A 13,054-nucleotide genomic window follows, 5' to 3' on the forward strand; every position below is an offset into this window, starting at 1 on the left:
GGCGGGGTTCAGAGCAGCATGCGCAGATGGGCTTGGGCTTGCAGCAGCGGCGGCAGGCAGTGCTCGACCATCTGGTCCATGCTCATGCGCGAGGCATGGACGCTGATGTTCATGGCCGCGACCACATCGCCGCGGTAGTTGCGCAGCGGCACGGCCACGGTGCGCAGGCCCAGCTCCAGCTCCTGGTCGATGCAGGCATAACCCAGGGCGCGAGCGCGGGCGATCTCGATGCGCAGGCGTTCCGGGTGGGTGATGGTGTGTGGGGTCAGCGGGGTCAGCTGCTGGCGGGCGATCCATTCGTCCACCTCCGCCTGCGGCAGGGCGGCCAGCATCACGCGGCCGTTGGCGGCGCAGTAGGCCGGCACGCGGGCGCCGGGCTGCAGGGTGGGGGAGACCACGCGGCCAGCGCTGGTGGCGGCGATGCAGATGACGTCGCCGCCATCCAGCACGCCGGCCGAGCTGGCTTCCTTGAGTGCATAGGCCAGCTTGTGCAGCTCGGGCTCGACGATGCGCGGCAGGCGGGCCGAGTGCATATAGCTCTGGCCCAGGCGCAGCACCTTGGGTGAGAGCGCAAACATCTTGCGGTCCTGGGTGACAAAGCCCAGGTGGGTCAGGGTCAGCAGGTAGCGGCGCGCTGCAGCGCGGGTCAAGCCGGTCCGGCCTGCCACTTCGCTGATGGTCAGGCGGGGGCGCTCTTGATCGAAGGCTTCGATCACGGCCAGGCCTTTTTCCAAGCCGGCCACCAGATCCCGCTTGAGCGGGCCTTCGTTGGCGGGCTTGCTGTCGGACTTGGCGACAGCGGGCAGGGCGCCCTTGTCGAGCGAAGGCTCGGTCAGAGCGGGGACCGCCAGTGCGGTCAGGTCTTCAAATGCGCGTGCAGCAGACATGGCGATGTGTGTTGGGCGCCCTCAAGGCTCAGAGCGCGTTTCAGGATTCAAGACCATCAAATTCCACCCCGGTCGATTGCCGGGTTGATTCATCTCTCGGGCCGCCGAAGCGGCCGAGCCGGGTTCACACGCAGGCGCCCGCTCGCCTTTCTGGCGGCGTTTCAGGCGCTTCCCGGTATCCGGTGCGAGCACCCGACACGGAACATTAGAACAGCGAATGCTTCGCATTCACGTTTCAAATCAAGTCTGTGAGTCTGGCTGAGATGATTCGGCCTGGCAGGGCCGGCTGGGGTGAAAGAAAAGAAAGACGAAAGCTGAAATTTTTGGCCTGAGCGAGCATCGCATCGGGTGTTGGGCCCCGGTCCTGTCCCCTCCGGGCAGGTTTCACGCGTGATGTCCGCTTGGTGAATTGAATTCAGTATCCCATGCACATCGGGCCATGCCAAAAGACATGTGAAGCCGTTTGTCGGATAGAAAAAAGCGCTGCAGGAGCAGCGCGTGTAAAGAAATGTTATTGCGTTCCAAGTCGCTTATTGGCAATTTTCCCTGGATCGAAAGATTGTTTCTTGCGTTTAAGCGAGCTCAGACCCGCTCGATCAGCACGGCGATGCCTTGGCCCACGCCGATGCACATGGTGCACAGGGCGTAACGTCCACCGCTGCGATGCAGCTGATTCACTGCCGTGCTCAGCAGGCGTGCACCGCTGGCGCCCAGCGGGTGGCCCAGGGCGATGGCGCCGCCGTTCGGGTTGACGCGCGCATCGTCGTCGGCCACGCCCAGCTGGCGCAGCACCGCCAGGCCTTGGGCGGCGAAGGCTTCGTTGAGCTCGATCACGTCGAGTTGGGCCAGGCTGACGCCGGTCTGAGCCAGCAGCTTTTGCGTGGCCGGCGCCGGCCCCATGCCCATGATGCGCGGCGCCACGCCCGCGGTGGCCATGCCCAGCACGCGGGCGCGCGGGGTCAGGCCATGGCGGGCGGCGGCCGCTTCGCTGGCCAGGAGCAAGGCGCAGGCGCCATCGTTGACGCCCGAGGCATTGCCGGCCGTCACCGTGCCGTCCGGGCGCACGATGGGCTTCAGCTTGGCCAGCGCTTCGAGACTGGTGGCGCGCGGGTGTTCATCCTGATCAACGGTCAAGGCATCACCCTTTTTCTGGGCGATGTGGACCGGGGTGATCTCGGCCGCAAAAAAGCCAGCGGCCTGGGCGGCCACGGCTTTCTGCTGGCTGGCCAGGGCCATGCGATCCTGGTCGGCGCGTGAGATGCCGAACTCGCTGGCCACGTTCTCGGCCGTTTCGGGCATGGAGTCGACGCCGTACTGCGCCTTCATCAGTGGGTTGATAAAACGCCAGCCGATGGTGGTGTCGTAGACGGCGTTGTTGCGCGAAAAGGCGCTCTCGGCCTTGGGCATCACAAAGGGTGCGCGGCTCATGCTTTCCACGCCGCCGGCCAGCATCAGATCGGCTTCGCCGGCGCGGATGGCGCGTGCGGCCGTGCCGACGGCATCGAGGCCCGAGCCGCACAGCCGGTTCAGGGTCACCCCCGGCACGCCGATCGGCAGGCCGGCCAGCAGGGCCGACATGCGAGCGATGTTGCGGTTGTCTTCACCCGCCTGGTTGGCGCAGCCGTACAGCACATCGCTGACCGCTTCCCAATCCACGCCGGGGTTGCGTGCCATCAGGGCGCGCAGGGGGATGGCGCCCAAGTCGTCGGCGCGGACGGAAGACAGCGCGCCGCCGTAGCGGCCGAAGGGGGTGCGGATGGCGTCGCAGATGTAGGCGTGGTTCATGGCCTTGGGTCTCCAGCAGCATTGAGAGGCGGTGAAAACTACCCAAGGGTCTCGTTCGAGCTGTGCATTTCTGCTCAGCTGGCCGATATGCCAAGGGCAGGGTGTGAGCGGGCGCGCATTCGGCCCAGACGTTGTTTGGTTCTTAATTAGAACATTGGTTCTTCAAGTGAACATTTCGAAGGGGTCAGGTCCAGCTTTCTTGCTCGCAGGCGTGACAATTTGCACGCCGTTTCATGGGCGTGCGTCAGTGATGGGCAATACTGGCGACAGGGCTCAAGTTTGGTGGCGCCGCGGCCGAAGCTGAGCCAGAGGGCGCCGTCAAAATGGCGTAGAAAGAAAATGAAGGACACCACTGCAGATCCTTTGATCGATGTCGGCCAGTTGAAGGTGGGGATGTTCATCCATCTGGATTTGGGCTGGATGTCGCATCCCTTTCCGCTCAGCAGCTTCAAGCTGAGTTCCGAAGACCAGTTGCTGATCCTGCGTCGCCTCGGGCTGCAGCAGGTGCGTTGGAGTCCGGGCAAGAGCGATCTGCAGACTGAAGCCTCGCCCCTTCCTCCCGAGCCCGCGCCTGAAGTGTCCAATGCGTTGTCGGCTGAAGAGCTGGCGCGCGAAGCGCATCGCAAAGCCTTGGAGGCCCAGCGCGCGGCACTCAACCTCTGCGAGCGCCAGTACGCGGAGGCCGCTGGTGCCTTTCGTGGCGTGATGGATCTGGTGCCCACCGATCCGCGTTATGCGCGTGATCAAGCCACGGCTTTGACCGCCGCCTTGCTCGACAAGATGTTGGTTGAGGGTGATCTCAACATCCGCCTGCTCAACGAAGGTGCCGGTGACCGCGGCACGGCCCATGCCCTGAATGTCTCCATCATCTCCTTGCTGCTGGGCCGAGCTTTCGGCCTCGGCCGCGAGGAAATGATGGACCTGGGCGTCGGCGCCCTGCTGCATGACATCGGCAAGACCGAGGTGCTGGCCCGCCTGCGCCACCGCGATGACAGCTTCACGGCGGCCGAACTGAATGGCTATCAGTCCCATGTGGCCAAGGGCGTGGCCCTGGCCCAGGGCATGGGTCTGGCCGCCGGTCCCTTGCTCATCATTGCGCAGCATCATGAGAACGCCGATGGCAGCGGTTTCCCGCAGCGCATCAATGTCGATCGCATGAGCGCCGGCTCGCGCATCGTGTCCCTGGTCAATCGTTTCGATGGCTTGTGCAATCCCCTGCTGGCCTCCAAGGCCATGACGCCGCACGAGGGCCTGTCCCTGATGTTCGCGCAGGGTCGCAATCGTTTTGACGCGACCATGCTCAACGCCTTCATCCGCATGATGGGCGTTTACCCGCCGGGTTCGACGGTGCAGCTGACCGACGACCGCTTCGCCCTGGTGGTGGCGGTCAATTCCTCGCGGCCGCTCAAGCCCAAGGTCATGGTCCATGACCCCAAGGTGCCGCGCGAAGAGGCGCTGATCCTGAATCTGGAGCAGCATGCCGACCTGGGCATCCGCCGCAGCCTGAAGCCGCAGCACTTGCCACGCGCTTCGCTGGATTACCTCAGCCCTCGCACCCGTCTGGCTTACTTTTTCGAGCCGACGCTGGGTCCGGGTGCCGCGGAGTTGGCGGCGTGACCCTGGTCAGCCTGCCGCTGCCCTCACCAACGACTGCCACGCCCGCCCAGATCGCCCTGCTTGAGGGCATGCTGGAGGCCGCGTGGCTGGTCGATGGGAGCAGCCGCCGCATTCTTGCGGTGAATGCAGGTGCGGCCGCTTTGCTGGGCCTGAGCGCCCAGCAATGGCTAGGTCAAGGAGTGGAGGCACTGGCCAGCTCTCCCGAGGACGTCATGTTCTGGATGGAGGCCGCGCAGGATCGTCAGGCGCATCTGCTGTCCGACACCGTGATGCGCCACGCCGATGGCCGCATGCTGTGGGTGACACGGCGTATCAGCTTTGTCGCCGATGCGGCCATGCCGGGTGGCGGCTGCTGGCTGGTCAGTGTGCGCGACCAAACCCCGCAGCGCCAGGCCGAGGAGGAACGCGAGGCCTTGGTGGCCGAGCTTCAGGCCACGCTGGAATCCACGGCCGATGGCATTCTGGTGGTCGATCTGGCCGGGCGCATGCGCTCCTTCAACCGCCGATTTGCCTCGCTCTGGGGCATTCCGCAAGACCTGCTGCGAGAGCGCAATGACGAGGCGGTGCAGACCTGGATGCGCCGCAGCGTCGTGGACGGTGCGGCTTATGTGGCGCGGCTCTCGGCCATCCAGGACGCCGCCCTGCTGCAGAGCAGCGATGTGATCAGCTTGTTGGACGGCCGGGTGCTGGAGCGGGTATCCCTGCCGCAGTTCAGCCGCGGTCGGCCGATTGGCCGGGTCTACTCGTTCCGCGATCTGAGTGAAAAGCTGGCGGCCAGCCAACGCATCGAGGAGCTGGCCCATTCCGACATGCTGACCGGCCTGCCCAACCGTCGGGCTCTGGCCGAGCGCATCGACTATGCCCAGGCCATGGCCAAGCGCGAAAGCGCACCCTTTGCCCTGCTCAATGTCGACCTGGATCGCTTCAAGCAGATCAACGACACCTTGGGTCATTCCTATGGCGACCGGGTGCTGCGCGAAGTGGCCGAGCGTCTGAAGGCCTGTCTGCGCGAGGTGGACATGGTGGCCCGGCTGGGCGCGGATGAGTTCGCCCTGCTGATCCACCAGGCCGACGCCCGCGGCGCCGAAAACGCCGCACGCCGGGTCCAGGAGGCGATGGCGCGGCCGTTCTGCTTCGACACCCTGAGTTTCACGGTCACCTGCAGCACCGGTATCGCCTTGTTCCCGGGCGATGGCGCCACGGCCGATGAGCTGATGGGCAGCGCTGAGCAGGCCATGCACTGGGTCAAGGAAAGCGGCCGTTCGGCCTTTCACTTCCACCAGCCGCGCAAGGATGTGGACCTGCTCTCGCGCATGCGCCTGGACCACGCCATGCGCCAGGCGCTGCAGGAGGGGCAGTTCCGCCTGCACTACCAGCCGCAGATCAATCTGGCCAGCGGCCAGGTGATCGGCGCTGAGGCGCTGATTCGCTGGCGCGACCCGCTGCGCGGCGAGATCTCGCCGGCCGAGTTCATTCCGGTTGCGGAAGAGAGCGGCTTCATCGTCGCCATCGGCGAGTGGGTCTTGCATCAGGCCGTCGAGCAGGCGGCGCGCTGGCTGCGCCAGGGCTGGCGCATGCCGGTGGCGGTGAATGTCTCGGCGCTGCAGTTTCAGCAAAGCCAGTTTGCCGACACGGTGGCCCATGCTTTGCGGGCCTCGGGCCTGCCGCCGGGCTTGTTGGAGCTGGAGCTGACCGAATCCATCCTGCTGCGCGATGCCGAAGAGGCCTTGCGGCGGCTGCAAAGCCTGGCGGCGCTGGGCGTGTGCATGTCCATCGACGACTTCGGCACCGGTTACTCCAGCCTCGGCTACCTCAAGCGCTTCCCCATCCAGCGTCTCAAGATCGATCGCAGTTTCGTGAAGGCCTTGCCTTCGGATGCCAGCGATGCCGGCATCGTCAATGCCATCATCCAGATGGGGCAGGCGCTGCGCCTGCATGTGATTGCCGAAGGCGTGGAGACCGAAGCCCAGCGCGACTTCCTGCTGCGCGCCGGCTGTGACGAGTTCCAGGGCTACCTCTACGCCCCGGCCTTGGGGCCGCAGGAGTTCGAGGAGCGGGTCTGGCGCCGCGGCAACCCCAGCAGTCCGGGCGGCGGCATGCGGTTGATGGGTGGTTTGTTGATCTGACGCCGCCTGCGCAGCCATGACTGCGCCGACAATGGCTGGCATTCATCTGAGCAGCCATCCCGGGGAGGACCGTCACCATGATCTATCGCTTCAAATCCAAGGCCGGTGCCGATGTGATCATGTTGCAGCCGCAGGGCGAGCAGATCCTGCGCCTGCTGGGGCGCGAGCCTTCCCCGCAGGGCATTTTGCGCGGCGCCGAGTTGCCGGCCGCGATTTCGAGCCTGGAGCAGGCGGTGGCCGAGGACGAGGCAGCGTTTGCTCAGCTGCAAGCCGAAGCCGAGGCTGCCGGTGAGCCGCTGCCGCGACGCGAGGGCATCAGCCTGCGTCAGCGCGCCTGGCCGCTGATCGAGCTGATCCGCCATGCCCAGCGCGCTGACAACGACCTGGTCTGGGGTGTTTGAGGCCATGCCGCTGGACAGCAGCACACGCGTGTTCGCCATTCGCCATGGCGAAACGGCCTGGAACCGAGACAAGCGCATCCAAGGCCAGCTCGATGTGCCCCTGAACGAGACCGGGCGTGCTCAGGCCCAGCGTCTGGGCGAGGTCTTGGCCGGGGAATCCGTGGACGTGGTCTACAGCAGTGATCTGGGCCGGGCGCGCGAGACCGCGGCCGCTGCAGCCGCGGCGCTTGGGCAGCCCGTGCAGTTGGATCCAGGCCTGCGTGAGCGCAGCTTCGGTGTGTTTCAGGGCCAGACCTGGCAGGAGATTGCCGAGCGCTGGCCCGATCACAGCGAGCGCTGGCGGCGCCGCGATCCGGATTTCGGTGCCGAGGGCGGTGAAACCTTGCAAGAGTTTTATGTACGCAGCGTGTCTGCTGTGGAGCGTGTGCTGCAGCGACACGCTGGGCAGACCGTGTTGATCGTGACCCATGGCGGCGTGCTCGACTGCCTGTACCGCGCGGCCACGCGCCTGCCCTTGCAGGCGCCCAGAACCTGGACACTGGGCAACGCGGCCATCAACCGCCTGCTATTTTCCGACGCCGGTTTCACGCTCGTGGGCTGGAACGATGACGCACATCTGGGTGGCCTGGGCCTCGACGAACTGGCGTGATCGAGCCAATCGACCGTTCTGGCAAGTGCCGATTCGCACGAAATGAGGTGTACCAGAGAAGTGTTGCAAATTCGCGTCGGTGCTGTTTCAGCGCTCCGAGCCACTTCTATACTTCCCCCACATTGCGCAGAAGACCGGGCGGCTAAGCCCAGCACACACTCAACTCACAAAAGGCATACGATGAAAAAGATCGCTCTCGTGGCTGCTATCGCAGCTCTGGCCGCTCCCGCCGCTTTCGCTCAAAGCTCGGTCACCCTGTGGGGCCGTATCAACACCACCGTCGAAAGCCAGAAGGTTGGCGCCGGTGATCGCAAGGTCGTCGTGGCCAACAACGCCTCGCGTCTGGGCTTCAAGGGTCAAGAAGACCTGGGCGGCGGTCTGAAGGCCAGCTTCGCCCTGGAACACGGCTTGAACTCGGACAACGGTGCTGCCACCGGTGACTTCTGGGGCCGTGAAGCTTCCGTGCAACTGAGCGGCGCTTTCGGTGCTGTGCGTCTGGGCCGCTGGACCCCGGGCTCCTACTTCGCCACCGCTGACTACATCAGCAACCACAATCACGACACCGGTTCTTCCTCGGATGAACTGTATTCGTTCGCAACCTTCAAGCAAAAGAACAAGGTTGGCTATTTCACCCCCACCGTCGGTGGCTTCTCGGGTGAGTTTGCCGTGGGCGCGGGCGAGGGTGCTGAGCCTCGCAGCCTGGATATCTCCGGTAACTACGATCAAGGCCCTCTGCACCTGGGCGCTGGCTTCAGCAAGGTTGGTAGCGCCAAGCAGTTCGCCGTGCGCGGTCTGTATGAATTGGGCTCCATCGTTCTGGGCGCCTATGTTCAACGTGAAGATATGGGTACTGGCGCCAATGATTCCCGCACCATCGCTCGCGTGTCGGCGATGTACGTGATGGGCGCTTCGGAGTTCCATCTGAATGTTGGTGGCTCCAAGGCAGGTGGTTCGATCGGTTCTAATGGTGCCAAGCAGTACACCCTGGGCTACAACTACAACCTGAGCAAGCGTACCAAGCTGTACGGTTTCTACACCGCCATCGACTCCACCGCCGCCAAGAGCGCTGGTGACTTCAGCTCGCTGGCTGCTGGTATCCGCCACAACTTCTGATCGTTCTCGATCGAAGTCAAAAAAGCGACCCTCGGGTCGCTTTTTTTATGGGCTTCTCGTCTGCAGCAACTGTGTGCTTGCGCCTTGAGCGAGCGCAACAAGAGTCAGTCCTCAGCGAGCAGATGCAAGGGTGCAGCTTGCAGCGGCGTGCGCAGGCCGCGGTTCTGTTGTGCGGGCCAGCCCAGCAGGCTTTCGCAAATCGGCCCGCAGATGCGGCCCTGGCATGCGCCCATGCCGCAGCGGGTCTGCAGTTTGGCCTCGCGCCAGTCGCTGTGAGCCTTGAGTTGTCCAAGGCTGATGTCCTCGCAGCGGCAGACGGTGGTGCTGGTGGCAGCCAGCTTCAGCACTTCTGGGCGCAAGGAGAAGTGGCGCTGCAAATGGTCGGCGAACTTCAGGGCGCTCTGTCTTGGACGGCTGGCACCGGCGCGTCCGAGCATGGACTGGGCGGCCAGCGAGCCTTCCGCCACTGACTTGTCCACGCCGCCAATGCCTGAGCATTCCCCGGCGGCATAGACGCCGGGTAGGTTGGTGGCCATGCCGGCGTCTACGGCAATTGCGCCGTCATCCGTGAGCTGGCAGCCCAGCATTTGGGCCAGCTCGGTGTTGGGCAAGAGCCCGAAGCCCAGGCCCAGCGCATCGCAGTCCAGGGCCCAAGTCGCGCGCCCCGTGCTCAGCTGAATGCTTTGCAGCCGGCCATCGCCGCTCGCGCTTTGCACCCAGGTGCCGCTGCGGTAGGGAATGCCGCGCAGCCGCCAGGCCAAGCCGGCCGCCTGCGCCGCTTTGGCCGCGGGCAAGCCAGCCGCAAAGCGAAGCAGGCTGGCGCGCGAGGCTTGCTCTGCAATCAGCAGGATCTGCCCGCCGGCCTGTCGCACCGTGTCTGCCGCGGCCAGCAGCAGGGGGCCGCTTCCGGCCAGCACCACGTGCTGGCCTTCGATGGGCCAGCCTTGCTTGACCAGGGCTTGCAACCCGCCAGCCCCGGTGATGCCAGGCAAGGTCCAGCCCGGAAAGGGCAGAAAACGCTCGCGGCCGCCGGTGGCCAGCAGCAACTGGGGTGCCCGCACCTGGACCGGCACTCGGTTCGGGTGCGCCGGCTGCCACAGCCGCAGACTCACAGCCTGATCGGTCGCTTCAATGTGCGCATCGATCACCGCATGGCCGAAGCAGCGTTGCAGCAAGGCGTGTTTCAAGGCCGCGTCGACCTGAGTGCGCCAGTGGGCAGGCAGGCCCGCTCTCCAGATCTGGCCGCCGGCCTGCGCCGATTGCTCCACCCAGATCACGCGCCGGCCGGCCTCCAGCAAGGGCAGCAGGGCGGCGATGCCTGCCGGCCCGGCGCCGATGATGATGACATCGGCCTGCAAGTGCTGAGCCTCACGCTGCACTGTGCTGCTCACGTCTGCGTCTCGATCTGCATGCCGTTGACCACCAAGGTCATGCAGGCCAGCCGATGATCGTGGCCATCGATGCGCACCCGGCATTCCTGGCATTGGCCCATGCCGCAGAACGCGGCGCGTGGCTGCCCGGTCTCGGAGCGGCGGCTGTGGCTCAAGCCCGCGCGCTGCAGGGCCGCGGCCACATTGCAATGGGCCGGCACCTGCAGGGCCCGGCCGTTGATGAAAACCTGGAGCTCAGGCTGGGGCGACGACATGCTGGCTTTCGCTGAAACGTTCGGGTCGGAAAGGACTGGGGGCCAGGCTGCAGGGCTGGCCCAGGCTCAGCTGCACCAGCAGCTCCGCCGTGGCCAGGGCCGTGGTGATGCCCAGGCCTTCGTGCCCCGTGGCCAACCAGCAGCGGCGTAAGAAGGGGTGAGCGCCGATCAGGGGCTGGCCGTCGCGGCTGGCGGGGCGCACGCCGGTCCAGCAGCGCAGCAGGCTGAGCTCGCCCAGGCCTGGCATGTAGTGCAGCGCCTGGCGCAGCATCTGCTTCAGCAGCGCGGGGTCCAGCTCGCGATCCTCGCGGCCGATCTGGCGCGAGGAGCCGATCAGCAGTTGTCCGCCCGGCCTCGGTTGCAGATTGAAAGACACCGTGTCCTGGTCCACCAGATGGGCTCGTTTCAAGTAGCCCAGCTCGACCAGTTGGTGCTGCACCCGGCCCGGGTGGCGCTGGGTGATGGCCAGATGGCCTTTTTTGGGCAGCAGCCAGCCGGCGGGCAGATGCTGCTGCGCGGCCAGGCCGGTGCAGATCACGGTCATGGCGCCCCAGAGTTCGCGCCCATCGTCCAGCCGCACCGAGGCGCCGTCAAAACCGACAGCCCGGGCGCGGAAGACTTTGGCCTGAGCCTCCTGCAGCCAGCGGGCCGCCACGCGCGGTGGGTAGACGCGGCCATCGCCGGGCACACGCAGGGCGCCCCAGAGGTCGCGGCGCAGCAGGGGTTCCGCTTCGAACAAGGCCTCAGGTTTGAGCATCTCCGCCGCCAGGCCCTGGCTGCCAAACCAGGCGCACTTGCGCTCGGCCAGGGCCAGCTCCTCGGCGTCTGCGGCCAGCCAGAGCGTGCCGCAGCGGCTGTACTCGGCCAGCTCGCGGTGCGCCTCCTGGGCTTGCAGCCAGTCTTGCCAGAGCTGCAGGCTGCGGCGGCTGAAATCCGATTCGGTTTGATCGGCCGGGTCCAGGGCATCGACGGTGAGCAGATGGCCCATCGATGCCGCCGTGGTGCCGCCGCCGATCGGGCCCGGCTCGACCACGGCCACGCTCAGGCCCTGGCGTGCGTACTCGCGGGCGCAGGCGGCGCCGATGATGCCGCCGCCGATGACGATCACATCGGCATGGCGGCGCATGGGCAGGGGGTTGGCGGCCATCAGCCGCCGCGGGTGCCGGAGGTTCGGCTTTCGTCCCGGATGCCCCAGGCGAAGGGGTCGCCGGGCTGGAAGACCAGGTTTGCATCGAGGGTGACAAACGCCTGTCCGTGGATGCGCGGCAGCACGCGGCCACCCTCTGCGGCCTGGTAGCTTGCCGTGAAATGGCTGCCGATCACACTTTCCTGCACCCAGGCTTGCCCGGGCGCCAGCTTGCCGTCGGCCGCCAGGCAGGCGATCTTGGCGCTGGTGCCGGTGCCGCAGGGGGACCGGTCGTAGGCTTTGCCGGGGCAGAGCACGAAGTTGCGGCCCTGGTGGGCTGGGTTTCGGGCCGGCCCGATCAGTTCGATGTGGTCGATCTCCTGGCCGCCTTCGCCAGTGATGCCCTGGGCCTGCAAGGCCTGGCGGATGCGCCAGGACAGATCGGTCAGGGCTTCGACCTCGCTCAGGCGCAGGTCCAGGCCATGGTCATCGCAAAGGAAGAACCAGTTGCCGCCCCAGGCCACATCGCCGTGGACGCGGCCATGGCCGGGCACTTCCACGGGAATCTGGCGAGCCCAGCGGTAGGCCAGCACATTGGCGACGGTGACGCTGCCGTCGGTGTGCAGGGTGGCGCTGACCGTGCCCACCGGCGTCTCGATGCGGTGCTCGCCCGGCTGGATGCGCCCGAGATACGCCAGCGTGGCGACCAGGCCGATGGTGCCGTGGCCGCACATGCCGAGGTAGCCGACGTTGTTGAAGAAGATCACGCCCGCACTGCAAGTCGGGTCTTGCGGCTCGCACAGCAGGGCGCCGACCAGCACGTCCGAGCCGCGCGGCTCGTTGACGATGGCGCTGCGCCAGGCGTCGTGCTGTTCGCGCAGGCGCGTCAGTCGCTCCGCCATGCTGCCGCGGCCCAGGTCCGGGCCGCCGTCAATCAGGATGCGGGTCGGCTCGCCGCCGGTGTGGGAATCGATGATGCGCATGGCGTGAAGATGACTGAAAAAGATGTCAGGCGATGACGGCGCTGGCAAAGCTGCGCAGATAGTCCATCAAGCCATCGGCCGCGGCACTGGCGCGCTCGGACTCGCCGGCCGCGATGGCCTCGGCCAGCACCAGGTGGCAGCGCGAGCCTTCGCTCATATCGCCTTGGTGCTGGTAGGCGTACCAGAAGCGCCGGCACTGGATGATCATGGGCACGACAGCCGCTACGGCAAACGGGTTGCGGCAGGCTGCATGCGCCACATGGTCCAGGGCCTGGTCGGCCGCCATGTAGGCCGCCAGATCGCCGGCCTGGCTGGCCTTGATCATCTGGCGCGCGCAGTGCAGCAGATCCTGGCGCTGCTGCGGCGTGGCGCGGCGTGCGGCGGAGCTTGCGATCAAGCGCTCCAGCACGCGCCGCGCCTCGATCAGGTCCAGATGCTCGGCCAGGCGGATGTCGCTGACCAGCAGGCCGCGGCGCGGCTGCTGCACGATCAGGCCGCTGGCCACCAGGCGCATCAAGGCCTCGCGGGTGGGTGTGCGGCCCAGGCCGGTGCGCTCGATCAGCTCGGCCTCGACGATGGGTGCGCCCGGACGCAACTCCAGGGTGGCGATCATGGATTCCAGCGCGTCGTAGGCCTGGTCGGCAAAGCGTCGCTTGTCGGGCTCGGTCTCCATGGTGATGGAGGCCTGGTTCGAGACGGAATCCTGAGGATGGCTGCTTTTC

General features: G+C 66.2%; 12 protein-coding genes. 5 read left to right on the top strand and 7 right to left on the bottom strand.

What is annotated here, in order from left to right; genetic code table 11:
* Positions 1-8: 8 nt before the first annotated feature.
* Together AC1Q6P_RS06540 and pcaF are read right to left on the bottom strand one after the other, a co-directional pair.
* Entirely contained in the window at positions 9-887 is an 879-nt protein-coding gene (locus AC1Q6P_RS06540; RefSeq protein ID WP_492664913.1) for an IclR family transcriptional regulator domain-containing protein, read from the bottom strand.
* Positions 888-1,469: 582 nt separating this feature from the next.
* Complete coding sequence (pcaF, locus tag AC1Q6P_RS06545) at positions 1,470-2,672, bottom strand: 3-oxoadipyl-CoA thiolase (protein WP_492664912.1); 1,203 nt, start codon at positions 2,670-2,672, stop codon at positions 1,470-1,472.
* A 339-nt stretch (positions 2,673-3,011) separates the two neighbouring features.
* Between pcaF and AC1Q6P_RS06550 the strand changes: the two genes are divergently transcribed.
* The 5 genes from AC1Q6P_RS06550 (at position 3,012) to AC1Q6P_RS06570 (ending at position 8,578) form a co-directional block, all read left to right on the top strand.
* On the top strand, positions 3,012-4,289 hold the full coding sequence (locus AC1Q6P_RS06550; RefSeq protein ID WP_492664911.1) for a cyclic di-GMP phosphodiesterase: 1,278 nt from the start codon (positions 3,012-3,014) through the stop codon (positions 4,287-4,289).
* On the top strand, positions 4,286-6,415 hold the full coding sequence (locus tag AC1Q6P_RS06555) for a putative bifunctional diguanylate cyclase/phosphodiesterase (RefSeq protein WP_492664910.1): 2,130 nt from the start codon (positions 4,286-4,288) through the stop codon (positions 6,413-6,415). The genes AC1Q6P_RS06550 and AC1Q6P_RS06555 overlap by 4 nt, the downstream gene beginning before the upstream one ends.
* Before the next feature lie 77 nt (positions 6,416-6,492).
* Entirely contained in the window at positions 6,493-6,816 is a 324-nt protein-coding gene (locus tag AC1Q6P_RS06560; RefSeq protein WP_102768309.1) for a DUF1840 domain-containing protein, read from the top strand.
* Positions 6,776-7,465 (top strand): histidine phosphatase family protein, encoded by a 690-nt coding sequence (locus tag AC1Q6P_RS06565; protein ID WP_492664909.1) that lies wholly within the window; start codon positions 6,776-6,778, stop codon positions 7,463-7,465. Before AC1Q6P_RS06560 ends, AC1Q6P_RS06565 begins: the two co-directional genes overlap by 41 nt.
* Positions 7,466-7,645: 180 nt before the next feature.
* Entirely contained in the window at positions 7,646-8,578 is a 933-nt protein-coding gene (locus AC1Q6P_RS06570) for a porin (protein ID WP_492664908.1), read from the top strand.
* Between the two features lie 104 nt (positions 8,579-8,682).
* Here the strand turns inward: AC1Q6P_RS06570 and AC1Q6P_RS06575 are convergent, their stop codons facing one another.
* Genes AC1Q6P_RS06575 through AC1Q6P_RS06595 form a run of 5 tightly spaced genes read right to left on the bottom strand, consistent with a single transcriptional unit; the run spans position 8,683 to position 13,005 of the window.
* The gene (locus tag AC1Q6P_RS06575) at positions 8,683-9,969 is read right to left on the bottom strand and encodes an FAD-dependent oxidoreductase (RefSeq protein ID WP_492664907.1); all 1,287 of its coding nucleotides are present in this window, start codon (positions 9,967-9,969) and stop codon (positions 8,683-8,685) included.
* Positions 9,966-10,223, bottom strand: coding sequence for a (2Fe-2S)-binding protein (locus AC1Q6P_RS06580; protein ID WP_492664906.1), 258 nt, complete (start codon positions 10,221-10,223; stop codon positions 9,966-9,968). Before AC1Q6P_RS06580 ends, AC1Q6P_RS06575 begins: the two co-directional genes overlap by 4 nt.
* Positions 10,204-11,370 (bottom strand): NAD(P)/FAD-dependent oxidoreductase, encoded by a 1,167-nt coding sequence (locus AC1Q6P_RS06585; RefSeq protein ID WP_492664905.1) that lies wholly within the window; start codon positions 11,368-11,370, stop codon positions 10,204-10,206. Before AC1Q6P_RS06585 ends, AC1Q6P_RS06580 begins: the two co-directional genes overlap by 20 nt.
* Positions 11,370-12,332 (bottom strand): 4-hydroxyproline epimerase, encoded by a 963-nt coding sequence (locus AC1Q6P_RS06590; protein WP_492664904.1) that lies wholly within the window; start codon positions 12,330-12,332, stop codon positions 11,370-11,372. Before AC1Q6P_RS06590 ends, AC1Q6P_RS06585 begins: the two co-directional genes overlap by 1 nt.
* A 25-nt stretch (positions 12,333-12,357) precedes the next feature.
* Positions 12,358-13,005 carry a GntR family transcriptional regulator gene (locus AC1Q6P_RS06595; protein ID WP_271010022.1) on the bottom strand — a complete coding sequence of 216 codons (648 nt, stop codon included), beginning with the start codon at positions 13,003-13,005 and terminating at the stop codon, positions 12,358-12,360.
* Between the last annotated feature and the right edge of the window lie 49 nt (positions 13,006-13,054).

It is taken from the genome of Roseateles sp. GW835-FHT13E02, assembly GCF_058794035.1.

Coding starts and splice junctions, on each gene's coding strand:
- AC1Q6P_RS06595 (WP_271010022.1), bottom strand. CDS start 13,005: ATGGAGACCGAGCCCGACAAGCGACGCTTTGCCGACCAGGCCTACGAC.
- AC1Q6P_RS06585 (WP_492664905.1), bottom strand. CDS start 11,370: ATGGCCGCCAACCCCCTGCCCATGCGCCGCCATGCCGATGTGATCGTC.
- pcaF (WP_492664912.1), bottom strand. CDS start 2,672: ATGAACCACGCCTACATCTGCGACGCCATCCGCACCCCCTTCGGCCGC.
- AC1Q6P_RS06580 (WP_492664906.1), bottom strand. CDS start 10,223: ATGTCGTCGCCCCAGCCTGAGCTCCAGGTTTTCATCAACGGCCGGGCC.
- AC1Q6P_RS06565 (WP_492664909.1), top strand. CDS start 6,776: ATGCCCAGCGCGCTGACAACGACCTGGTCTGGGGTGTTTGAGGCCATG.
- AC1Q6P_RS06560 (WP_102768309.1), top strand. CDS start 6,493: ATGATCTATCGCTTCAAATCCAAGGCCGGTGCCGATGTGATCATGTTG.
- AC1Q6P_RS06570 (WP_492664908.1), top strand. CDS start 7,646: ATGAAAAAGATCGCTCTCGTGGCTGCTATCGCAGCTCTGGCCGCTCCC.
- AC1Q6P_RS06550 (WP_492664911.1), top strand. CDS start 3,012: ATGAAGGACACCACTGCAGATCCTTTGATCGATGTCGGCCAGTTGAAG.
- AC1Q6P_RS06540 (WP_492664913.1), bottom strand. CDS start 887: ATGTCTGCTGCACGCGCATTTGAAGACCTGACCGCACTGGCGGTCCCC.
- AC1Q6P_RS06590 (WP_492664904.1), bottom strand. CDS start 12,332: ATGCGCATCATCGATTCCCACACCGGCGGCGAGCCGACCCGCATCCTG.